General features: G+C 65.3%; 21 protein-coding genes. 10 read left to right on the top strand and 11 right to left on the bottom strand.

The window, feature by feature from the left end:
- Positions 1-9: 9 nt before the first annotated feature.
- From BMX99_RS16605 to BMX99_RS16565, 9 genes are read right to left on the bottom strand one after another with little or no spacing between them, the layout of a single operon-like run.
- On the bottom strand, positions 10-987 hold the full coding sequence (locus BMX99_RS16605) for an NAD(P)H-dependent flavin oxidoreductase (RefSeq protein WP_093454519.1): 978 nt from the start codon (positions 985-987) through the stop codon (positions 10-12).
- Complete coding sequence (locus BMX99_RS16600; protein ID WP_093454514.1) at positions 987-2,147, bottom strand: acetyl-CoA C-acetyltransferase; 1,161 nt, start codon at positions 2,145-2,147, stop codon at positions 987-989. Before BMX99_RS16600 ends, BMX99_RS16605 begins: the two co-directional genes overlap by 1 nt.
- Positions 2,140-2,928 carry an enoyl-CoA hydratase/isomerase family protein gene (locus BMX99_RS16595; protein ID WP_093454511.1) on the bottom strand — a complete coding sequence of 263 codons (789 nt, stop codon included), beginning with the start codon at positions 2,926-2,928 and terminating at the stop codon, positions 2,140-2,142. The genes BMX99_RS16600 and BMX99_RS16595 overlap by 8 nt, the downstream gene beginning before the upstream one ends.
- Positions 2,925-3,995, bottom strand: a complete 1,071-nt coding sequence (locus BMX99_RS16590) for a phosphotransferase (protein ID WP_093454509.1) — start codon at positions 3,993-3,995, stop codon at positions 2,925-2,927. Before BMX99_RS16590 ends, BMX99_RS16595 begins: the two co-directional genes overlap by 4 nt.
- Entirely contained in the window at positions 3,992-5,155 is a 1,164-nt protein-coding gene (locus BMX99_RS16585; protein ID WP_093454506.1) for an acyl-CoA dehydrogenase family protein, read from the bottom strand. Before BMX99_RS16585 ends, BMX99_RS16590 begins: the two co-directional genes overlap by 4 nt.
- 23 nt (positions 5,156-5,178) lie before the next feature.
- Positions 5,179-5,940 (bottom strand): SDR family NAD(P)-dependent oxidoreductase, encoded by a 762-nt coding sequence (locus tag BMX99_RS16580; RefSeq protein WP_093454503.1) that lies wholly within the window; start codon positions 5,938-5,940, stop codon positions 5,179-5,181.
- A 21-nt stretch (positions 5,941-5,961) separates the two neighbouring features.
- On the bottom strand, positions 5,962-7,503 hold the full coding sequence (locus BMX99_RS16575) for an acyl-CoA synthetase (protein WP_093454500.1): 1,542 nt from the start codon (positions 7,501-7,503) through the stop codon (positions 5,962-5,964).
- 35 nt (positions 7,504-7,538) lie between these two features.
- Complete coding sequence (locus BMX99_RS16570) at positions 7,539-8,687, bottom strand: acyl-CoA dehydrogenase family protein (protein WP_093454497.1); 1,149 nt, start codon at positions 8,685-8,687, stop codon at positions 7,539-7,541.
- Positions 8,688-8,700: 13 nt separating this feature from the next.
- Entirely contained in the window at positions 8,701-10,422 is a 1,722-nt protein-coding gene (locus tag BMX99_RS16565; protein ID WP_093454491.1) for an enoyl-CoA hydratase-related protein, read from the bottom strand.
- 234 nt (positions 10,423-10,656) lie between these two features.
- Between BMX99_RS16565 and BMX99_RS16560 the strand changes: the two genes are divergently transcribed.
- The gene (locus BMX99_RS16560; protein WP_093454488.1) at positions 10,657-11,382 is read left to right on the top strand and encodes a TetR/AcrR family transcriptional regulator; all 726 of its coding nucleotides are present in this window, start codon (positions 10,657-10,659) and stop codon (positions 11,380-11,382) included.
- Positions 11,383-11,416: 34 nt separating this feature from the next.
- On the opposite strand, the gene BMX99_RS16555 is transcribed toward BMX99_RS16560, so the two are convergent.
- Both BMX99_RS16555 and BMX99_RS16550 read right to left on the bottom strand, forming a co-directional pair.
- Positions 11,417-12,394: an enoyl-CoA hydratase/isomerase family protein gene (locus tag BMX99_RS16555; RefSeq protein ID WP_093454485.1), complete on the bottom strand. Its 978-nt coding sequence runs from the start codon at positions 12,392-12,394 to the stop codon at positions 11,417-11,419.
- A gap of 12 nt (positions 12,395-12,406) precedes the next feature.
- Positions 12,407-13,357, bottom strand: coding sequence for an NAD(P)H-dependent flavin oxidoreductase (locus BMX99_RS16550; RefSeq protein WP_093454482.1), 951 nt, complete (start codon positions 13,355-13,357; stop codon positions 12,407-12,409).
- A gap of 274 nt (positions 13,358-13,631) precedes the next feature.
- Here BMX99_RS16550 and BMX99_RS16545 point away from each other — a divergent pair, with 274 nt between their 5' ends.
- From BMX99_RS16545 to nadC, 9 genes are all read left to right on the top strand, one after another.
- Entirely contained in the window at positions 13,632-14,630 is a 999-nt protein-coding gene (locus BMX99_RS16545) for an NADPH:quinone oxidoreductase family protein (protein WP_093454480.1), read from the top strand.
- 21 nt (positions 14,631-14,651) lie between these two features.
- On the top strand, positions 14,652-15,800 hold the full coding sequence (locus BMX99_RS16540; protein ID WP_093454478.1) for a CaiB/BaiF CoA transferase family protein: 1,149 nt from the start codon (positions 14,652-14,654) through the stop codon (positions 15,798-15,800).
- A 111-nt stretch (positions 15,801-15,911) separates the two neighbouring features.
- Positions 15,912-16,904: a TRAP transporter substrate-binding protein gene (locus BMX99_RS16535; RefSeq protein WP_170848846.1), complete on the top strand. Its 993-nt coding sequence runs from the start codon at positions 15,912-15,914 to the stop codon at positions 16,902-16,904.
- 53 nt (positions 16,905-16,957) lie between these two features.
- Positions 16,958-17,455, top strand: coding sequence for a TRAP transporter small permease (locus tag BMX99_RS16530; protein WP_093454476.1), 498 nt, complete (start codon positions 16,958-16,960; stop codon positions 17,453-17,455).
- Positions 17,452-18,726, top strand: a complete 1,275-nt coding sequence (locus BMX99_RS16525) for a TRAP transporter large permease (RefSeq protein ID WP_093454474.1) — start codon at positions 17,452-17,454, stop codon at positions 18,724-18,726. Before BMX99_RS16530 ends, BMX99_RS16525 begins: the two co-directional genes overlap by 4 nt.
- Before the next feature lie 4 nt (positions 18,727-18,730).
- Complete coding sequence (locus BMX99_RS16520) at positions 18,731-19,615, top strand: isocitrate lyase/PEP mutase family protein (protein ID WP_093454472.1); 885 nt, start codon at positions 18,731-18,733, stop codon at positions 19,613-19,615.
- A gap of 283 nt (positions 19,616-19,898) precedes the next feature.
- Positions 19,899-20,951 carry a quinolinate synthase NadA gene (nadA, locus tag BMX99_RS16515; protein WP_093454470.1) on the top strand — a complete coding sequence of 351 codons (1,053 nt, stop codon included), beginning with the start codon at positions 19,899-19,901 and terminating at the stop codon, positions 20,949-20,951.
- Positions 20,952-20,955: 4 nt separating this feature from the next.
- A complete protein-coding gene (locus BMX99_RS16510) occupies positions 20,956-22,539 on the top strand; it encodes an L-aspartate oxidase (RefSeq protein WP_093454468.1) in 1,584 nt (527 codons plus the stop codon).
- A complete protein-coding gene (gene nadC, locus BMX99_RS16505) occupies positions 22,536-23,396 on the top strand; it encodes a carboxylating nicotinate-nucleotide diphosphorylase (RefSeq protein ID WP_093454466.1) in 861 nt (286 codons plus the stop codon). The genes BMX99_RS16510 and nadC overlap by 4 nt, the downstream gene beginning before the upstream one ends.
- The last annotated feature ends 6 nt before the right edge of the window (positions 23,397-23,402 follow it).

Raw genomic sequence — 23,402 nt, 5'->3', positions numbered from 1 at the left:
AGGTTCCCCTTAGTTCACAAAGGCGGAGAGCCGCCGCTTGATGATCTGTTCCGCATCCGCGACGATCCTCGCCAGAAGATCGGCACAGGTCGGGATGTCGTGGATCAGCCCCTGGATCTGACCGGCCCAGATCAGACCCGCGTCCAGATCGCCGGTACTCAGCGCCTCGCGCCCCTTGGCACCCGAGACATAGGGCTGCACGTCCTTGAATTCGGCCCCCGGTTTCGACCCGATCTCGACCACCATGTCCGAAACCGAGTTCTTGGCCACGCGCCCGGTGTTCTTGAACCCACGGAAGATCAGGTTGGTGTCACGCTCACCGTTGTCCACAAGGAACTGTTTCACCGCGTCGTGGATCGGGGCCTCGACCGTGGCGCAGAACCGCGTGCCCATGTTGATGCCCTCCGCGCCAAGCGCCAGCGCCGCCGCAAGGCCGCGCCCGTCACCGAACCCGCCCGAGGCGAGCATCGGCACTTTGACCTGATCCGCCGCCGCCGGGATCAGCACCAGCCCCGGCACGTCGTCTTCACCCGGATGGCCCGCACATTCGAACCCGTCGATCGAGATCACATCCGCGCCCATGCGTTCCGCCGACAGCGCGTGCCGGACGGATGTGCATTTGTGCAGGATCGTGACGCCATGGGCCTTGAAGTCGTCGATATGTTCCTGCGGCCTGCCACCAGCGGTTTCGACGATCTTGACCCCCGCCTCGATGATGGCGCGGCGATAATCCGCATAGGGCGGCGGATTGACCGACGGCAACACGGTCAGGTTCACGCCAAAGGGTTTGTCCGTCATCGCGCGGCAGCGCGCGATTTCCGCCGACAGCGCATCGGGCGTGGGCTGGGTCAGGGCGGTGATGATGCCCAGACCCCCGGCGTTGGACACGGCAGCCGCCATGTCCGCCGTGCCGACCCACATCATACCGCCTTGCACGATCGGATGCTGGATGCCCAGCATCTCGGTGATCTTGGTACGGATCGCCATCAGAGCGCTTCCAGAATGGTGACATTGGCGATGCCGCCGCCTTCACACATGGTCTGCAGCCCGTATTTCTTGCTGCGCGCCTGCAGCGCGTGCACCAGCGTGGTCATCAGCTTGGCCCCCGAAGCGCCCAGAGGATGGCCAAGCGAAATCGCGCCGCCATTGACGTTCAGCTTGGCCGGGTCGGCGTTCAGCTCCTTCAGCCAGGCCATGGGCACGGGGGCAAAGGCCTCGTTGACCTCATAAAGATCGATGTCGTCGATCTTCATGCCCGCACGTTCCAGCGCGCGGAAGGTGGCCGGGATCGGTTCTTCCAGCATGATGACCGGATCGCCGCCGGTGACGGTCAGGTTCACGATCCGCGCCACGGGCGTCAGGTTGTGCTTTTTCAGCGCCGCCTCGGACACGACCAGCACACCCGCCGCGCCGTCACAGATCTGGCTTGCGTTGGCGGCCGAGATCATCCCGCCCTCTTCCAGCAGCTTGACCGATCCGATCCCTTCCAGCGAGGCATCGGCCCGGATGCCTTCGTCGCGGGTGTGCATCCCACCCTCGATGGCCACGGGCACGATTTCGCGGTCAAAGGCACCGGCTTCGGTCGCGGCCAGGGCGCGGCGGTGGCTTTCCAGCGCAAAGGCGTCCAGATCACCGCGGTTGAAGCCATGCTTGCGGGCGATCATCTCGGCCCCTTTGAACTGGCTGAAATCCTTGGTTCCATAGCGTTCGCCGATCCGGTCGGAAAAGGGGCCTTCGCCCAGCCCCGCCTTCATGTGGAACGACAGGTTGGTGAACATCGGCACGCGGGTCATGCTTTCCACGCCCATGGCGATGACCACATCCTGCGTGCCCGACATCACGGCCTGCGCCGCGAATTGCACCGACTGCTGCGAGGATCCGCACTGGCGGTCGATGGTCACGGCCGGCACCGACTGCGGCAGTTTCGACGCTAGCACGCAGTTGCGGCCAAAGGCAAAGGCCTGTTCGCCCGCCTGGGTCACACAGCCGACGATCACGTCGTCAATGGCGGCCGGGTCGATGCCGGACCGGTCGACCAGCGCGTTGATCACCTCGGCCCCCATGTCGGCGGGGTGCCAGTCCTTCAGGGCCCCGTTGCGGCGGCCACCGGCCAGACGGGCGGTTTCGACGATATATGCTTCAGCCATTGGGTTTTCCTCCTTGGAAGTCGGGTGTGCGGCGGGCCACGAAGGCGTCCACGCCTTCGCGCCCCTCGGGACCTTCGCCCGCCGTCACGATGCTTTGCAGTTCGCGGTCCATCTGGGCCACGAAAGGTTCGGTCATGCCGGTCTGCATCAGCCAGCGCGCCTGCCCCATAGCCCCGACAGCGTGGGTGGCCAGTTGCGCGGCCAGTGCCGCGCCGTCTGCGGGCAGATCCTCGACCAGACGCGTGGCCATGCCGATCTGCACGGCCTCTTCGGCACTGACGCGGCGGTTCGACAGGATGATGTCCTGCGCCTGACGCAGCCCGATCAGCCGCGGCAGGGTCCAGGTCATGCCGCCATCCGGGGTCAGTCCGATGGCCCCATAGGCGGCGGTGAAATTGGCCTGCGGGCTGACCAGGACGAAATCGCCACCAATGGCCAGGCTCATCCCCGCGCCGGCGGCGGGACCGTTGACCAAAGTGATCAGGGGCTTCTTCATCTGGGCAAACTGCGCCAGCGCCTGATGCAGCGTGCCGGCCAGCTGCGCCAGAAACGCGCCGATCCGGTCGGTGTTGCGGCCAAAATCACCGACATCGCCGCCGACACAGAACATCCGTCCGGCCCCGGTCAGGGTCACGACCCGCACCTCGGGGTCATGGGCGACCTTCAGCGCGATCTTTAGCAGGGTGTCGGCCATGCTCTGGTTCAGGGCATTGCCAGCCTCGGGGCGGTTCAGGGTGATCCGCGCCACCCCGTCGGAGATGTCGCAAAGAACTTCGGTCATGAGCAGGCCTCCATCGCATCAAGCGCCAGCTTCACCAGACGCGGATAGGCCGCAGCCCGTTCCGCCGCATGGGCGGACGACGCCTGCCCCCGCGCCACCCGGCCCTTGATCCCGTGGAAGATCGCGGCAAGGCGGAAGAAGTTGAACGCAATGTAGAAATCATAGTTGGGGATGCCGTCGCGCCCGGTGTTGGCGCAATATTCGGCGACATAGTCTGCCTCGCTCGGCAAGGACAGCGATGCCGGGTCCACATCCCCGATGCCCGCGACGATATCGGGCGGCATCCGGTACATGATCGCGTGATAGGCGAAATCCGCCAGCGGGTGGCCCAGGGTCGAAAGCTCCCAGTCCAGGACGGCCAGAACGCGCGGTTCACTCGGGTGGAAGATCATGTTGTCGCAGCGGAAATCGCCATGCACCACAGTGCTTTCATCGCCTTCAGGGACCGCACTCGGCAGCCATTCGATCAGCCGGTCCATGCCCGCGTCACGACCCGCGTCGGTGTCGGCCAGATAGCTTTTGGTCCAGCGCCCGATCTGACGTTCGAAGTAATTGCCGCGCCGGCCATAATCGCCAAGCCCAATCGCCTCGGGGTCGTAGGAATGCAGCTGCGCCAGAACCCGGTTCATTTCCGAGAAATAGGCGGCGCGGTCTGGCGCGGGCACGTCGTGGAAGCCCGCATCCCAGAAGATCCGGCCTTCGACCATATCCATGACAAAGAACATCGAGCCGACGATGCTGTCGTCGGTACACAGCCCGTGCACCTTGGCCACCGGAAAGCCCTGCGCATGCAGGGCGGTCAGCACCCGCGCCTCGCGGTCGACCGCATGGGCCCCCTTGGCCAGCTGCCCCAGAGGCTTGCGCCGCAGCACGTAATCGCCACTGGCGGCGACCAGTTTGAAGGTCGGGTTCGACTGGCCGCCCTTGAACTTGAACAGCTGCACAGGGCCCTGAAACCCTTTGACATTGTCCTGCAACCAGGCGGTCAGCCGGTCCAGATCAAAGCCGTGGTCGGGGCCGACAGGTTCGACCCCGGCATTGGCGTCTGCCCCTAGTGCGCCGCTCATGACTCATGCGCCTTTCGCCAGTCGCGCTTGATCTTCTTGGCAAGGCTCCATTTGTGCACCTCGGTCGGGCCGTCATAGATGCGGAAGGCGCGGACCTCGCGGAAGACCTGTTCGACGATCGTGTCCCCGGTGACGCCCTGACCGCCCATGACCTGCACGCAGCGATCCGCCACACGCATCAGCGCCTCGGACACCGCGACCTTGGCCATCGAGCTTTCGACGGTGCCCAGAACGCCGGTGTCCAGCACATCGGCGCACCAATAGACCATCAGCTCGGCCTGTTTCAGGTCGATCAGATTGTCCGCCAGCATGAAGCCGACGCCTTCGTGATCCACCAGCGGCTTGCCGAAGGCATTGCGGCGGTTGGCATAATCGCTTGCGATCTCATTGGCGCGAATACAGGACCCAAGCCAACGCATGCAATGGGTCAGACGCGCGGGCGACAGGCGGACCTGGGCGTATTTGAACCCTTCGCCGGACTGGCCCAGCATCTGGGTTGCGGGCACGCGCAGGTTGTCGATGGTCACGACCGCATGGCCGCCGGGCATCGAACTGTCGATGGTATCCATCACCCGTTCGATCCGGATCGCCGGGTCGGGCAGATCGACCATGAACATGCAGGCACCATCGTCGGATTTCGCCATGACGATACCCAGCCCGGCCCCCTCGGCCCCGGTGATATAGGTCTTGCGGCCGTTGATGACCCAATGGTTACCGTCCATCCGGCAGGTGGTCAGCATCATCGACGGGTCCGACCCCGCGCCGCCGTCCTCGGCCGGTTCGGTCATGAAGAAGGCCGAGCGCATCTTGCCCTGCACCATGGGCGTCAGGAACCTCTCCTTCAGCTCGGGCGAACCGACCTTGCCCAGCAGGTACATGTTGCCCTCATCCGGGGCAGCCACGTTGCAGGCCACGGGGCCAAGCGGCGACAGACCCGACCGGATCAGCACAGCGGCGGTTTCCCGGTGGCTCAGGTGGCTGCCGTCTTCCAGTATATGCGGGGTCAGGACGCCGGCCTTGCGGGCGGCTTCCTTCAGTTCCACCGCCAGGTCGTCGGACGGCCCGTGCGAGGTCCGGCGGGGGTCTTTTTCATAAGGCGCGACGGTGTTGCGGACAAAGGCCTCGACCCGGTCCGCGATCTCCAGCGCGCGCGTGCTCATGCCACTGTTATCAAGGGAAAATGTCATTTCGGGGCCATCCGGATTGCGCCGTCCAGGCGGATCGTTTCGCCGTTCAGCATGGTATTTTCCACGATCGAGCCGACCATATGCGCGAATTCCGACGGATCACCCAGACGCGGCGGGAAGGGCACCTGACGGCCCAGGCTGTCCTGTGCCTCTTGCGGCAGGGTTGCCATCAGCGGGGTCAGGAAAAGGCCCGGCGCGATGGTCATGACGCGGATGCCGTAGCGGGCGAATTCGCGTGCGACCGGCAGGGTCATGCCGACGATGCCCCCCTTGGAGGCCGCATAGGCCGCCTGACCGATCTGCCCGTCAAATGCCGCCACGGATGCGGTGTTGATGACCACGCCACGTTCCTCACCAACCAGATCGGCGGTGTGCAGGGCGGCGGCGAATTTCGACAGCACATTGAACGTGCCAAAGAGGTTCACATTCACGATCGAAGTGAAATCGCCAAGAGGGATCGCATTTCCTTCGCGGTCGATGACCTTTTTCGGCGGCCCGATGCCGGCACAGTTCACAAGGATGCGCGCCTTGCCGTGCAGGCCCTCGGCCTCGGCAATGGCGGCTTCGACTTCGCTTTCGTCGGTCACGTTCACCTTGATGAACTTGCCGCCGATCTCCTTGGCCTTTGCCTCGCCCAGTTCGGCGTTCAGGTCAAAGATGGTGACCTTGGCCCCGGCCTTGGCCAGCAGATCCACAGTCGCCCCGCCCAGGCCCGAGGCCCCGCCGGTGACGATTGCCGCCTGTCCTTCGATTTTCATGACGTCTTCCTTTCGTAAATGTCAGGCCGCGGGTTTGGCGGGCCAGTATTCGTCTTTCAGCTTGCGCTTGATCAGCTTGCCGGTCGGGGTCCGAGGCAATTGGTCCCGGAAGTCCACGCTTTTGGGGCTTTTGATTTTCGACAGGCGTTCGCGGCACCAGTCGATCAGCTCTTGCGCCTTTTCGGGGGTGCCGGGCACACCGGGTTCCAGCTGGACCACGGCCTTAACTTCTTCGCCCATCTCCTCGCAGGGCACGCCAAAAACCGCCACGTCGGCCACATCGGGATGTGTGACCAGCAGGTTCTCGGTCTCCTGCGGATAGATGTTCACACCGCCCGAGATGATCGTGTAGGACGCCCGGTCGGTCAGGAACAGGAAGCCGTCGGCGTTCACGTAACCCACGTCGCCGATGGTCGAACAGCCGGGCCGCAGATAGGCCTTGGCGGTCTTTTCGGGGTCGTGGCGATATTGGAATTCGACGCCGCTGTCGAAGTAGACATTACCGATTTCGCCCACGGGCAGTTCGTTTCCGTCCGGGTCCGTCACGACGATCCGGCCAATCATCGACTTGCCCACAGTGCCGGGATACTTCGCCCAGTCTTCGGATGTTGTGACGGTGACGCCATTGGCCTCGGATCCGGCGTAATATTCGATCAGGATCGGCCCCCACCAATCAATCATCGCGGCCTTGACGTCCTTGGGACAGGGCGCGGCGGCGTGGAACGCGACCTGCAGCGTCGAGACATCGTATTTGGCGCGCACATCCTCGGGCAGTTTCAGCATCCGCACGAACATCGTCGGCACGACCTGGGTGTGTGTGACCTTATGGGCCTCGATCAGGCGCAGCATCTCTTCGGCGTCGAACCGTTCCATGATGATCGCCGTGCCGCCCAGCATCACGGCCATCATCGAGGTCCGCAGCGGAGCCGCATGATAAAGCGGCGCGGGCGACAGATAGATCGTGTCCGCATCCATGCCCGCCATCGTTTCGCACAGCACGGTCATCAGGCCGGGGATGACCGTGTCGATCGGCTGCGGGGTGAAGCTGCGGGTGATGCCCTTGGGCCGCCCCGTTGTGCCCGAGGAATACAGCAAATCGGCCCCGGCGGCTTCGTCCGCAATGGGAGTCGCGGGCTGGGCGGTCTGATAGGCCAGCCAATCCTGCCCGGCGGGCGCGCCGGCACCGCAGACGAAGAACCGCACGTCGGAACAAGCGGCTTCCAGTGTCCCCAGGCAGTCGGCATATTTCGCCGAAAGGATCATCACCTTGGCGTCGCAATCACCGACGATATAGGCGATCTCATCCGCCGAGAGGTGGCGGCTGACAGCCGTGTAGAACAGCCCCGCCCGCTGCGCGGCCCAGGTCAGCCCGACGAAATCGAGACTGTTTTCAAACAGAAGCGCGATGTGATCGCCCTGCCCCAGACCCAAGGCCCGAAACGCCTGCGCGCCCCGGTTGGACAGATCGTCCAGCTGGGCAAAACTCAGGCTGTCCCCGGTTTCCGCCATCAGATAGGCAATCTTGTCCGGATGTGTCCTTGCATGTGCCGACGGATGTTTCATGGCCTCTCCTCCCAAAGTGCCTATACCTGCGGGCGTTAGCGCCTCTCTCCCAGGCCAAGGCCGCGTCCTATGATTTCCTTCATGATTTCGGACGACCCCGCATAGATCCGGCTGACCCGGGCCGAGCAGTACATGCGCGCGATCTCGTATTCCTCCATGAAACCTGCGCCGCCGTGCAGCTGCACGCAGGTATCGACCACCTCGCCCTCGACCTCTGAAGTCAGCAGTTTCGACTGCGCGGCCAGATCGCCGGTCAGGTTTCCGTCCAGATGTTCGCTGGCGCAGTGATCGACAAAGGCCCAGGCGGCGTCGATCTTGGTCTTCAGCGCCGCCATGGCGAACCGCGAATTCTGGAAGGTGCCGATCGGGCGACCAAAGGCCCGGCGTTCATGGATGAAATCCAGCGTGATGTCGAAGGCGCGCTGCGCATGGGCGACGAACTGTACAGACCCGACCAGACGTTCCTCGGCCAGGTTGTGCATCATCATGCCAAAGCCGCCCTTGGGGTCACCCAACACCGCGTCCTTGGGCAGTTTCACGTCCTTGAAATGAAGCTCGGCGGTGTCCTGGGTCTTCATGCCGATCTTGTCCAGCTTGCGGCCCCGGGAGAACCCTTCGGTGCCGTCCGGAACCAGGAACAGCCCAATGTCGTGCCGCCCTTCGCCCGTGCGGGCGGCGACCACGACCAGACCGGCCAGGATCCCGTTCGAGATATATGTCTTCGACCCGTTCAGCAGCCAGTGATCGCCCATATCCTCGGCCTTGGTGCGTACGGCAGCCAGGTCGGACCCGGTGTCGGGCTCGGTCATGGCGATGGCCAGGACCGTCTCGCCCGAGACGATGCCAGGCATGAACCGCGCCTTCTGCGCCTCGGTGCCGAACTTGTGGATATAGGGGCCAACGATGCGGTTGTGCAGCGGCAGGTAAAAGCCGTTCTCGCGCGCGGAAAGCTCCTCGGTCAGGATCATGTCCATGCGGAAATCATCCAGCCCCAGGCCGCCGTATGCCTCATCGGCGTACATGGCCAGAAACCCCTGTGCCCCGGCGGATTTCCAGACCTCGCGCGAGATCATGCCGTCGCGGCGGAATTGCTCCGAATGCGGATAGACCTCAGCCTCGGCCCATTTGCGGACCGTGTCGCGGAACATCTCGTGCTCTGGCTCGAACAGTTTTCTGCGGATCATCTCTCCCCCTCCCTCACGCGGCTTTGCTGCCCCGATGCAGCGCCTCCCAATGTGCCGGATCGATGCGGAACCTTGGCCCGTGTCGTTCCGCCAGGTCCAGCGCGCGCCCCGCAAAGGCGTCGATGCCGATGCCCCGGATGAACCGGATCGCGCCGCCGGTATGTGGCGGGAACCCCGCCCCCATGACCGAGGCCAGGTCGCATTCCTCTTCGGTTCCCACGACACCTTCGGCCAGCGCAGACAGCGCGGCAATGGATTGGATGTAAAGCAGCCGGTCAGCGGCATCCCCGCCCCCTGTCGGCAGGACGGACAAGGCCATTTCCGGGGGCAGATCGCCGGGCGCGACAGTCATGCCGATGTCGTGGGCCAGCGTGTCGATGTCGGCCCCGATCATTCCTGCGGCCTTCAGGGCAGCGACTTCGGTCAGATAGGCCGCATTCAGCCTTGCAATGTAATGGCCCGGCACGTCGCGCGCGATGATCGGCGTATAGCCGATCAGCTGGAACAGGTCATAGGCGCGGCACAAAGTGTCGCCCGAGGTCTGATCGCCCGCGATCAGCTCGACCAATTTCGCCCCCGCCGGGGCGGCGGGCAGGCGGAAGCCGAAATGCCCTTCACCCCCCGGCAGGTCGGAGGCCAGATGCGTGACATGCGTACCCGTGACCGACGCGCGGCCTTCCGCGTGATCTGCAAAACATATCGCCATATCAATCGGTTGTGACATGTCACGATGCAGGTCAAGCTTGCGCCCGGCGGCTTTCGCCAGCGCCTTGGCCTGCGGTGAGTCACCCAGCACGGCCAGCGAGGCGACTTTTGTCCGCGCGCCTTCGGGGCGCATCTTGCCCGAGCGGATGGCATTGGCCGCAAAGAAGTTCAGCGAAATCGCCGCGCGGGTTTCCGGCAGGCCCAGAAGCCCAGCGAATTTCTCGGTCTCAAGCAACAGCGCCTGATCCAGCGACAGGTCCACCCCCTGCTCAACGATTTCAAGGATCCGCAACGGCGCAGGCATCTTGCCACGGGTCTGCTTCAGCACCCTATCGCGCGCGCCCGTGACCAGGGCGCGGCTGGCATCACGATCAACGGCGAGCGCGGCGGCGTCTGCATCCCAGGGCTGCACGGCCGTCGCATCCGCCCCCTTGATCCAGGCCAGCGCGGCGGGGATCAGGGCATCTGCGCTCGGCACGATCTGATCCACCAGACCAAGCGACAGCGCCTCCTCGGGTTGCACGAAACGCCCGGTCAGCAGCAGATCCAGCGCGACCTCCAGCGGCACTTTGCGCGGCAGGCGGGCGACCCCGCCGGCACCGGGCAGAAGGCCAAGCGTCACCTCGGGCAGGCCCACCACGGCCGAGGGCGCATCGACGATGATCCGGTGATTGCAGGCCAAGCAGATCTCGAACCCGCCACCAAGGGCTGCGCCGTTGATGGCCGCCACGACCGGCACCGCCAGACGCTCCAACCGGCGCAGGAAGCCCTTGTCCTCGTTCAGCCAGGCCTTGTAGGCCGCGTCGCCCGTTTCCGCCGCCAGCAGCCCATGCAGATCGCCACCCGCAAAGAAGGTTTTCTTGGCCGAGGCAAAGATCACGCCGGTCAGCCCGACTTCGGCCTCAAGCAGGACGACGGTTGCGCCCATTTCGTCGTGATAGGCGGGGCTCATGGTGTTGGCCGACTGGCCGTCCATGTCCATCGTGACCACCACGATGCCTGACGCGTCACGCCGATACTCAAAGCCCATGCAGATCCCCTCCGGTCAGGCCGCCTCTCCCTCTGACGGTCCTTGATGGATCGGACCTTACCGACAGGTCAAATTATTTTCAAGCGATGTATTAAAAAATTCAAGACGCCGGTTTGAGGCTGCACATCCCGCGCCAGTCACGATGTTGATCTAGCCCTGCGCCGGCCCTATAAATCCTTGGATAATGATTGAATTATCGATTGCGATATCGACAGGGGTCCGAGATTTAGCTGCATGGCCGCGACGGAAAAAGACAAGCTCCGCAAGGGGGAACGCACCCGCCTGCGCCTGAAGAAAACAGCGCTGCGTCTGTTTGCGCAGCGCGGAATCGAGAACGTCTCGATCCGCGACATCCAGGCCGCCGCCGGTCAGAAGAACAACGGGTCCATCACCTACTACTTCTCGTCCCGCGATGCGCTGATCCGTGAAATTGTCGCCGACGTGGCGGCGATTCTCGACGAGGACAACAACCGCCGTCTGGATGCGCTTGAGGCGCGCGGCGGGCCGACCAGCGTCCGCGAGGTGGCCGAGATCCTGCTGCCCGTCGTCGATCGCGGCCCCGACGGCGACAAGGACGACCTGTATCAGCTTCAGTTCTTCACCTCGGTCCTGATCACCCGGCGCGACCTGCTGTTCGAAGCCACCGCCGATGCAGACCGCGCGACGCGACGCTGTTTCCGGCACATCGTCCGTCTGGCCCCCGACATGCCGAAGGAAATCATCAATCAACGCCTGCAGATGATGCTGCTGTTTGCGCTGTCCGCCGGGGCGTCGATGGAATCGGGCCAGGAAGGGCACCGCAACTGGTCTTCGCTTTGGGGACAGGCCTCGGCCGAGCATAACCTGGCAGACATCATGGCGGGCATGATCATTGCTCCGGTGTCGGACAAAACACTGGCCGCCGTCGGCCAGAAGAAAGAGCCCGCCGTGGACGCGGCCGGGACCAGCGCCCCAGCCTGAGTTCCGCTTCTGATTTGACGGCCCGGTCCGGGCGTCAGTTCCTCAACCGCTGTCCGGTGGCCAGCATATGGTCGATCCGCGCACGAACCGGGGCCCAGGACACAAGCTCGGCCAGGGTCTGGACTTCAAGCGCCATCATCTCGGCTTCGGTGACGGTGGCGGCGGCGGTGGCACCGCCGGTCAGGATATGGGCCAGCTTGCGCGCGACGGTCAGGTCCGTGTCGCTCAGGTCGCCTTGGCCTTCCAGCGCGGACAGGATCGCGCCGACGCCCGGATCACCGGCCACCGGCAGGGCAATCGGCGCGGGCGGGACATAGCCCGGCACCAACGACAGCGCACGCGCCTTGGCCGTGGCCAGCAGTTCGCCCCGGTCGGAGATCACCGCGTCCGAGGGGCGCAGCAGCCCCATGTCGCGCGCCTCGGACGCGTCCACTGCGATACGCCCGGAAAACAGCGGCCCGAAGGCGCGCCGCGCCAGCATAACCGGATCCGCCGCCGGGTCCGCCACCAGCATCCGGGCATACATCCGCGTGCAGCCGCCCCAGCCCGGAACCAGGCCGATGCCCGCCTCGGGCAGGCCGATCCCCGCATCCGCCAGCGCAATCGTCGCATCCGCGTGCATCTGGAATTCGCAACCGCCGCCCAGGGCAAAGCCATGCACCGCCGCGACCACAGGTACCGGCGCGCGCATCATCCGCACGAACAGCCCCTGCCCGCGCTGGCCATAGGCGCTGATCTTCTCGGCCCCGCCGGGGCTGTCGATCATGCGGGTGAAAAAGGTCAAATCCGCCCCGGCGGAAAAGGCGCGCGGATCGTCATTGGCCAGCACCATCGCCTGATAGCTGCGCCCGGCCTGATCCAGCGTGTCCTCCATCAGATCGAAGACGCCGGGATCGAAGGTGTTCATCTTCGTATGGGCGCGGAAACAGACGACGCCGTCGCCCAGATCATGCAGCGTTGCCATGTCGTTGCCCGCCAGAACCGGCAGGTCGGCCACGAGGGGGTGGGTCATTGTCTGTCCTTTCTATTCGGCAGCATGTTGCGCAAAGGGATCTGCAGAGAGCTGGGCGATGGCGGCCCGGTATTCGACGGCAAGCCGGTCGGTCAGCGCCGCAAGCGACGGCACATCCGTCACGCTTCCAACCCCCTGCCCCGCCGACCAGATATCGCGCCAGGCCTTGCTGTCGCGGGTGGCGTCCGGACTGCCAACCGGGGGAAGCGCGTCCGGATCCAGACCATTCGCCCGGATCGAGGGCTTCAGAAAGGCCGCATCCGCCCCGGTCAGGTTCGGCGTGATCACCACGTCCGACGCCCCGGCATCGATCATCATCTGTTTCTGCGCATCGCTGACTGCCGCCTCTTGCGTGGCGATAAAGCGGGTGCCCATGCAGACCATGTCCGCCCCCATGGCCCGCGCGGCGGCGATATCCGACCCCGAGGACATCGCGCCCGCAAGGATGATCAGCCCGTCAAAGACCTTGCGGATCTCGGCCACGGCGGCGAAGGGGGACAGATGGCCGGTATGCCCGCCCGCCCCGGCCCCAAGGGCGATCAACCCGTCAATCCCGGTGTCGGCCAGCTTTTCGGCATGGCGGCGGGTGGCCACGTCGTGAAAGACCAGCCCACCATAGGACTGCACCGCCTTGATCACCTCGGGCACGGCACCGAATCCGGTGATGACCACGGGCACCTTGTGGCGCACGACGATCTCAAGGTCCGCGTCCAGACGGGGATTGGATTTGTGCACGATCAGGTTCACCGCGTGTGGCGCGGCATCGGGGGTTTCAGCCAGCCGGGTTTCGATCTCGGTCAGCCAATCCTCGAACCCTTGGCTGGTGCGCTGGTTCAGCGCCGGAAGCGCGCCCAACAGGCCCGACTGGCAGGCGGCGACGACAAGATCCGGGGCCGAGGTCAGAAACATCGGGGCCACGATCACCGGCAGGCGCAGCCGGTCCAGGGGCTTGGGTAACGTCATCCGGAGGCCTTTCCTTGCAACCTTCGTACGGCAGAGGCTGCGGCACCCCGACCCGGCGATGCGCTCTCCTCCGGTGGTGTGCCTAGCATGGGTCGTGGCGCAACTCCAGTTTTTTTAGGTCATTGCATTATTTTTTTAGGATCACGCCCTATTTTCGTTTGACAGACCCCGTTTCGCACCCCTACCCCTGAGGTCAATTCAGGCTCTGGGAGGGGCCTCGACACCGGGGAAGGCGGCGCAACCGGCGCAGGTCAGATCCCGAACGGAGGACATCATGCGCGCCATTCACAGCGTCGAAAACGGCGGCCCCGAAAAGCTGATCTATCGCACCGACGCGCCCATTCCCGAACCATTGCCCGGCCAGATCCGCATCCGGGTTCAGTCCGCGGCACTGAACATGCCCGACCTTCTGATGATCGAGGACCTGTACCAGGATCGCCCCGCCCGTCCCTTCGCACCGGGATCCGAAGTTGCGGGCACCGTCGATGACCTGGGCGCGGGTGTGACCGGCTTTGCCAAAGGCGACCGGGTGCTGGCCGTCTGCAGCCACGGCGGGCTGGCGGATTTTGTCTGCGCCCCGGCGACCAAGACGTCTCGGATCCCTGACGCCATGCCCTATGACGACGCCTCGGCCCTGCTGGTGACATACGGCACCGCATGGCATGCACTGAAAGACCGCGCCAATTTGCAGAAAGGCGAGACGCTTCTGGTCCTAGGGGCCTCGGGCGGGGTCGGGCTGGCGGCGATCGAACTGGGTCGGGCCCTTGGCGCGCGGGTCGTGGCCGGCGTGTCCTCGGCCGAGAAGCTGCAAGTCGCCAGGGATGCCGGGGCCGAGGATGGGCTGATCTACCCAACCGGCGATCTGACCCGGGATCAGCAAAAGACCCTGTCGAAAGAGATCAAGGCGCTTGGCGGGACCAAGGGCATCGACGCGATCTTTGATCCCATTGGCGGAGCCTATGTAGAACCTGCCTTTCGTGCGATCGGATGGGGCGGACGGTATCTGGTGATCGGCTTTGCCGCCGGGATCGCGGCCCTACCGATGAACCTGCCGCTTCTGAAGGGGGCGGGCGTGCTCGGCGTCTACTGGGCGGACAGTCTGGTGCGCGACCCGGAAGGCCATGCCCGCGCCGTGCAAGAGCTATACGACCTTTACGCCCGCAGGCAGATCAAACCCCGCATTCAGGCCCGCTATCCGCTGGAACAGGGGATCCCGGCGATGAAGCATCTCGCCTCTCGCCGGGCAACCGGTAAGATCGTCATCGAACTTTGATCCGACCCCGAAGGAACCGCCATGTCCCGTCCCCCGCTTTCCGGCCTCCGCATCATCGAACTGGCGGGCATCGGCCCGGGCCCCTTTGCTGGCATGATGCTGGCCGATCACGGGGCAGAGGTGATCCGCATCGAACGCATCGGATCGGGCAAGGCCGGCCCCGAGGTGGCACCGGACAAGGACATCCTGCTGCGGTCGCGCAAGACGATCGAACTGGACCTGAAGAACCCCGCCTCGCAAGAGGTGCTGCTGGACCTGGTGCGCAAGGCCGACGGGCTGATCGAAGGGTTCCGCCCCGGGGTGATCGAACGGCTGGGGCTTGGCCCGGATGTCCTGCATGCCGCCAATCCACGGCTGGTGATCGGGCGCATGACCGGCTGGGGCCAGACCGGGCCCATGGCCCATATGGCCGGGCATGACCTGAACTATATCGCCATCTCGGGCGCGCTGCACGGGGTCGGCCGCAAGGGCGAGAAACCGGTGGTGCCGCTGAACCTGTTCGGGGATTTCGGCGGCGGCGGCATGGTGCTGGCCTTCGGCATGCTGGCCGCGCTGCACCACGCCAAGGCCACCGGCGAAGGCCAGGTGGTCGATGCGGCGATGACCGATGGTTCCGCCCTGCTGACCGCGATGATCCAGACCTTCCGCCAGATCGGCATCTGGCAGGACGACCGGGGCGTGAACCTTCTGGATGGCGGCGCGCATTTCTATGACACCTACGAGACGAAGGATGGCAAATTCGTCTCGATCGGGGCGATCGAACCGCAGTTCTACGCCCGCCTGCTCGATCTTCTGGGTCTGACCGACGACCCCGCCTATGCCCGGCAGATGGAGGCCGGGGACTGGGACCAGATGCGCGACGGGCTGACCCGGATCTTCAGGACCCGCACGCGTGACGAATGGGATGAGCTGCTGATGGGATCGGACGCCTGCTATGCCCCCGTCCTGTCGCTGACCGAAGCCCCCGATCACCCCCACAACACCGTGCGCGGGACCTTCACCACCGCGGGCGGCATCGTGCAGCCCGGTCCGGCCCCGCGGTATTCCCGCAGCCCCACGGTCCCGCCCGAGATGTTCCAGAACCGCCTGGATACCGACGATGTGCTGGCCGAGATCGGCTATGACACCGACCGCATCCGCCGCCTGCGTGACGAGGGCGCGATCAGCTAGGCCCCCTCCCCGCCTTTCGTTTTGGAAAAAATCATTGACCGATCGGTCACAAAACTGTTGTCAGATGCCTGCCCCTGGGTAAGCTTAGCTTACTAATAATGGGAGGACATCATGAACAAACCGATCCTGGGGGCCGCTCTGGGCCTTGCACTCATGGCTACGGGCTTTGCCACGGGGGCCAGCGCGACCGAGAAGATGCGGATCTCGCTTCAGCTGCCGCTGAAAAGCCACCTTGGCCAGAACCTGTCGCTTTTCGAGAAGGAGGTCGAAGAGCGCACCGGAGGAGCCATCGACGTCGAGATCTACGACAGCGCCACGCTGTACAAGGACAAGGAAGTGCCCGCCGCCGTCGGCTCCGGCGCGATCGAGGCCGGCGTGGCCTCTCTGACCCGCTATGTGGGCGACGCGCCGGTGGTGGACGTCTTCTACATGCCGTTCCTGCTGAACTCGGAAGACAAGGTGCGCGCCGCGGTGGCCGAAGGATCCCCCGTGCGCACCACGATCGAGGCCGAGGTCGCCAAGACCGGCGGGCAGATCCTGTTCTGGCAGGCCTATGGCGGCGCGATCATGCTGTCCAAGGGCGGCCCGATCAAAACGCCCGCCGACCTCAAGGGCAAGAAGGTCCGAGTCTTCGGCAAGACCCTGGGTGATTTCGTCACCGCTGCCGGGGGTGCACCGACGCTGGTTTCGGGATCCGAGCAGTACCTGGCCTATCAGCGCGGCACGGTCGACGTGGGCATGACCGGCGTTTCGGGCGTGAAGTCGCGCAAGCTGTGGGAGGTGATGGACACGATCACCGTGACCAACCATGCCGATATCGAATTCGTCGTCGTGGTGAACACCGACTGGTGGAACGGCCTGTCCGATGAAATCCGCGGCCATATCAGCGATGCCGCCCGCGTGGCCCAGGACACCGTGCGTGACCGCATGTCCGAGATCGAGGCCGAGGCCTATGCCGCCGCCAAGGAAAACGGCATGACGGTGGTCGAGCTGAGCGAGGATGACCTGGCACAGTGGAAAGCCGTGTCGCAGCCGGTCTACGACGCCTACCTGGCCTCGGCCGGGGAAGCCGGCAAGACGGTGCTGGACGCAGCCCAGCAGTAACCTGACCTCTAGCAACGGGCGGCCCGGCGACGGGTCGCCCGACGGGTGGCCCCATGACATTCATCGTCTCACTGTCCCGCATGGCGGGGATCCTCGGCGCATGCCTATTGGCGGCGACCGGCGCGATGCTGACCTACGAGGTGATCGCGCGCTATTTCTTCCTGAAACCCACGATCTGGGCGGCCGAGCTGAGCCAGCTTTGCCTGATCTGGGGCTGCCTTCTGGCCATGGGCTGGGTGCTGAGCCTGCGCCAGCACATCACGGTGAACGCGGTGACGAACCTTCTGCCGCCCGCCGCGCAGCGGATCTGCGTGCTGCTGTCGCTTTGCGTCATCATCGCCTTCTCGGTGGTGGTGACGATCTGGGGCTGGGACATCTTCCATGAAAGCTTCGTGCGCGGCCGGACAACCGGATCGCTGCTGAACCTGCCCGCCTGGGTGGCCGAGCTTTCGGTGCCCGTGGGCTTTGCCCTGCTGACCGCACAGGCGCTGGTCGAACTGATCCGCCTGCGCACCACACATGTCGCATCCTTGGGGAGCAGCCACGAATGACCATCCTTGCCATTCTCGCGATCCTCTTCGCGCTTCTTCTGATCGGCGTGCCGGTGGCCTTTGCCCTGGGCGGGCTGGGCCTTGGCATGCTGGTGTTCGGCGGCTTTTCCCCGCTGATGGCCCCGCAGTCGATCCTGTCGACGCTGGACGGGTTCATCCTGCTGGCGGTGCCGCTGTTCCTTCTGATGTCCAATGTTCTGCTCAAGGGCGGCGTGGGGCGGGACCTGTTCGGGGCCGTGCAGGCCTGGGTCGGACACTGGCCCGGCGGCCTTGCGGTGGCGACGATCCTCAGCTGCGGGCTGTTCGCGGCGATCTCGGGTTCCTCGGTCGCGACGGCGGCCACCATCGGCACCGTCGCCATCCCGGAAATGGTCAGTCGCGGCTATGACCGGCGCTTTGTCTACGGGCTTCTGGCGGCGGGCGGCACGCTTGGCATCCTGATCCCGCCGTCGATCCCGATGATCGTCTTCGGCTTCGTGGCCGAGGAATCGGTGATCGCGCTGTTCCTGGCCGGGATCGGTCCGGGCCTTCTGCTGGTCGGCATGTTCGTTGTCTATTCGATGATCTACGCGCGGGTGTCCGACAGCTATACGCCGATGCCCAAGGCCAGCTGGTCGGAACGCGGCGAGGCCTCGCTTCGCGCGCTGCCGTCGCTGGCGCTGGCGCTGCTGATCGTGGTCGGGCTCTACTCTGGCACCTTCACCCCGACCGAGGCCTCGGCCGTGGGATTTGCCGCCGCCCTGGTGATCACCGGCCTGGTACTGCGGTCGCTGACCTGGCGGGGGTTCTGGGAAGCGGTGCGCGACAGCGCCGTGACCACCGCCGCCATCCTGCTGATCATCGCCGGGGCCAAGGTCTTCGGCAAGGCGATCGCGCTGTACCGGATCCCGCAGGACATCTCGGCCTTCATCGCTGCCAATATCGACGGATCGCTGACCTTCATCCTGCTGGTCTCGGCGGTGCTTCTGATCATGGGGCTGGTGTTTGAAACGCTGTCGATGATCCTGATCATGACGCCCGTGCTGCTTCCTGCGGCCATGGCGCTTGGCTTCGATCCGATCTGGTTCGGCATCTTCATGGTGATCATGGTGGAATGCGCCCTGATCACCCCGCCCGTGGGGCTGAACCTGTATGTCATCCAGGCGGTGGCACGCGTGTCGCTGTCGCAGGTGGCGCGCGGGGTCTGGCCCTTCCTTCTTCTCATGCTGCTGTGTGTGGCCGTGCTGTTCGCCTGGCCGGATCTGGCGCTTTATATCCCCTTCAAATGGTGACCCGATGACCCAAGCTTCCCGCCTGCGCGATCTTCTTGCGCAGGATCGCTGCCATATCATGCCCTGCTGTTTCGACGCGCTTTCGGCCAAGCTGATCGCGCAGGAAGGCTACGAGCTGACATTCATGTCCGGCTTTGCCGCCTCGGCCAGCCGCATCGGGGCCCCGGACCTGGGCCTGATGAGCTATGGCGAGGTCGCCGACCAGCTGCGCAACATCGCCGACGCGGTGGACATCCCCGTGATTGGCGACGGCGACACCGGTTATGGCAATGCGATGAACGTGCGGCGGACGGTGCAGGGCTTCGCCCGGGCCGGCGCGGCCTCGGTCATGATCGAGGATCAGCTGGCCCCGAAGCGCTGCGGCCATACACCCGGCAAGGCGGTTGTCGGCCGTGACGAAGCCTTCGACCGCATCCGCGCCGCCGTCGACCTGCGGGCGGAACTGCGCGAAAGCGGCGGCGACATCCTGATCCTGGCCCGCACCGATGCCCGCCACGATCATGGCCTGTCCGAGGCCATCGCCCGGGCCGAGACATTCGCCGAACTGGGGGCCGATATCCTGTTTGTCGAAGCCCCGCAAAGCGAGGCCGAAATGCGCGAGGTCTGCGCCAACCTGCCCGGCCCCAAGATGGCCAATATCGTCGAAGGCGGGGCGACCCCGGACCTGCCCAATGCCGCCCTGCACGACATCGGCTTTTCGATCGCCGCCTATCCGCTGTCGGTCATGGCCTCGGCCATGCAGGCCATGGTGACGACCCTGCGCCACATGCGTCAGGACGAACGCCCCGGCCAGATGGATTTCGTCGAATTGCGACGCCGGATCGGTTTTGACGACTATTATGACGCGTCGGAACGCTATGCCTCGTCCCGGCGGGATCATTCCGGTTAGTCAACGGCCCAGGCGGGCATTCCAGCCCGCCCCGCGCAGGTCCCGGACTGTTAGCGCAGACATGATCCGGCCCAATTGACCCAAGGGAAGGCAATCGCGACATTCGCGTCGCTTTCAGCACGCAAAGCGGCGCTTTTGGTCGGAAATCCACGGAAAGACCGGCTTTGCGCGCTTGTCATCCCCCCCGCCAGTCCATATGTAACGCGGAGGTGACGGCCCTAGCGGGGCTGCGAACCCGACCGCCCTGCCGGGGGTGGTTCGACATCATCTGAGGACCGCTCACTTGCTCGACCAGATCGCGCTGCGCGCCGAACTCGCCGATCACTACGATCTCTCTCCTTCCACCGACATCGCCCAGGCAAATGCTGACATTTTCGCCCGGATGGACCGTGTCGTGACGCCCCCCGACTGGGCGATCTACGCCCCCTATGTCGCGGCGATCAACAAGCTGAAAAAGGAACGCAACGCGGTTATCCTGGCGCATAACTACATGACGCCCGAGATCTACCACGGCATCGCGGACGTGGTTGGCGACAGCCTTCAGCTGGCGATCGAGGCGACCAAGGTACAGGCTGACGTGATCGTCCAGTGCGGCGTGCATTTCATGGCTGAAACGTCAAAGATCCTGAACCCGTCGAAAACGGTGCTGATCCCCGACATGGAAGCGGGCTGTTCCCTGGCCGAAAGCATCACCGCCGAGGGCATCGCCCAGATGCGCGCCAAATATCCCGGCGCTCCGGTGGTGACCTATGTGAACACCACGGCCGAGGTGAAGGCGGCGTCCGACATCTGCTGCACCTCGTCCAACGCGGTGCAGATCGTGCGCGGGCTGGACGCGGACACCGTCATCATGACGCCGGACAAGTACCTGGCGCAGAACATCGCCAACCTGGTGCCGGAAAAGAACATCGTGTGGTGGGACGGGGCCTGCATCGTGCACGAACAATACACCGCGCAGGACCTGAAGGACTTCCGCGAATGGAACCCGGGCACTCGGATCATCGCGCATCCCGAATGCCCGCCGGATGTCGTGGCCGAGGCCGATTTCTCAGGTTCGACCAGCGGGATCATCGACTATGTGACACAGCAGCGCCCGGAAAAGGCGATGCTGGTGACGGAATGTTCGATGGCCTCGAATATCTCGGACGCGCTGCCGGATGTGGATTTTGTCGGCCCCTGCAACATGTGCCCCTACATGAAGAAGATCACGCTGGAAAAGGTGCTGTGGTCACTGCACACGATGGAAGGCGCGGTCGAGGTCGACCCGGAGGTCGCCGACAAGGCCCGCGTCGCCGTTCAGCGCATGATCGACCTGTCTGCCAAGATGGCCGGCTAGGGCCATGACCCCGATCGACACGCCGATCGAAACGGGTCGGGTCATCATCGTCGGCGCGGGGCTGGCGGCGCAATATGCGGCGCTGAAACTGGTCCCGCGGCCCGTGCTGATGATCTCTCCCGAGGCTTTGGGGACGGGCGCGTCCTCGGCCTGGGCGCAGGGTGGCGTGGCCGCGGCGATGGACCCGGCCGACAGCGCCGATGCCCATGCCCGCGATACCGTCACCGCAGGCGCCGGCACCGTCGATCCGGGCGTGGCGGTGTCCGTCACCGCCGAGGCGCGCGATCACATCCTTGACCTGACCGGGCTGGGCACGCCATTCGACCGTACCGCTGACGGATCCTATGTTCTGTCGCGCGAAGCGGCGCATAGTTTCGCCCGCGTGGTCCGGGTGCAGGGCGATCAGGCCGGGGCCGAGATCATGCGCGCCCTAACCGTTCAGGTGCGCGAGGCGGACCATATCCAGGTGCTCGAAGGCGTGATGGCCACGGGGCTTGAGGTTGCTCAGGGCCATGTCACCGGTGTGGCCGTCGCCCGCTGCGATCAGGGCCAAAGCGCCAGCATCACACTACGCGGCACCGCCGTTCTTCTGGCCGGGGGCGGTTCGGGCGGGCTTTATGCGCTGACGACCAATCCGCCGCGCATCCGGGGGCAGGTGATCGGCATGGCCGCCCGCGCCGGGGCGCAGATCGCCGATGCGGAATTCGTGCAGTTTCACCCGACCGCCATGGCCTGCGGCATTGACCCCGCGCCGCTCGCGACCGAGGCGCTGCGCGGCGAAGGGGCCGTACTGGTCAACCGCGATGGCGATCGCTTCATGCTGGACGCGCATCCCGATGCCGAACTGGCCCCCCGCGATATCGTCGCCCGCGCCGTCTATGCCCAGACGCAGGCAGGTCTCGCCCCCGCGCTGGACACCCGCGCGGCATTGGGCGCGAAGATCCTGACCGATTTCCCAGCCGTCGCCGCCGCCTGCCAACAGGCGGGGCTGGACCCGGTGACGCAGGTGATCCCCGTGGCCGCCGCCGCGCATTACCACATGGGCGGCGTGGCGACGGATGCCGACGGGGCCTCCACCCTGCCCGGCCTCTGGGCCTGTGGAGAGGTCGCCTCGACCGGGTTGCACGGCGCGAACCGTCTTGCCTCGAACGGGCTGCTCGAGGCTCTGGTCTATGGCCGCCGCTGTGCGCTGGCGATCGATGCCGCCCTGCCCGTGCCCACGGATACCGCCCCCGTCACCCTGCCCGACCTTCCCGCCGCCGAAACGCCCGACCCCGCGCTGGTCACCCGGTTGCGGCAGGCGATGACCGATGGTGCCGGCGTCATCCGCACGGCGGATGGCCTGACCCGGACGCTGGCACAGATCGCCGCGATCGAAGCCGCGCAACCCGGGTGCGAGACGCTAAAGAACATGACCACCACCGCCACCCTGATTGCCGCCGCCGCGCTGCTGCGCCGTGAAAGCCGGGGCGCGCATTTCCGGTCGGACTTTCCCCAGCCCGACGGCGCAACCGGCACCCGGTCGCTGATGACCCTGAACGACGCGCTGGCGATCCGCGCGACCACGACCCGAAAGGAACCGGCATGAGCCCCCGTGCAAAATCGGCCCCCCTGCCCGACCTGATCCTTGAACCGCTCGTCCGCGCCGCGCTGATGGAGGATCTGGGCACCTATGGCGACATCACCACCCGCACGGTCATTCCTGCTGGCACCACCTATTCCGCGCGTCTGAATGCGCGCGAACCGGGCGTCGTGTCGGGCCTGCAGATCGCCGCGCTGGCCTTCCGGCTGGTGGATCCCGCGCTGAAGATCACCGCGCACAAGGCCGATGGCGACGTGATCGCGCCCGGCGACCTGCTGATGGAGATCACGGGCGACGCGGCGTCGATCCTGTCGGGCGAACGGGTCGCGCTGAACTTTGCCGGGCGCATGTCTGGGATCGCCACGCTGACCGCCGCCTTCGTGGCCGAGACACGCGGCACCGACACCCGCGTGACCTGCACCCGCAAGACCACGCCGGGGCTGCGGATCGTCGAAAAACAGGCCGTGCTGCATGGCGGCGGATTCAACCACCGCTTCAGCCTGTCCGACGCCATTCTGATCAAGGACAATCACATCGCCGCCGCCGGGGGCATCCGCCCCGTGCTGCAATCGGTGAAGGCCCAAGCCTCTCACATGATCCGCTGCGAAATCGAAGTCGACCGCCTGGACCAACTGGCCGAGGTGCTGGAGGAGGGCGGCGCAGATGTCGTCCTTCTGGACAATATGGACACGCAAACCCTTGTGAAAGCGGTTGAAATGACCGCCGGGCGCGTAGTTCTCGAAGCCTCGGGCAACATGAAGCTGGCCCGCATCGCCGAGGTCGCGGCGACGGGGGTCGACTATATCTCGTCCGGGGCGCTGACCCATTCGGCGCAGGTCCTGGACCTTGGGCTGGATTTCTGACCCGGC

The sequence above is a fragment of the Pseudooceanicola nitratireducens genome (assembly GCF_900109195.1).
Taxonomy (GTDB): Bacteria; Pseudomonadota; Alphaproteobacteria; order Rhodobacterales; family Rhodobacteraceae; genus Pseudooceanicola; species Pseudooceanicola nitratireducens.
Note: the sequence above shows the minus strand (reverse complement) of the source record. Positions and strands in the feature narration are given on the sequence as shown.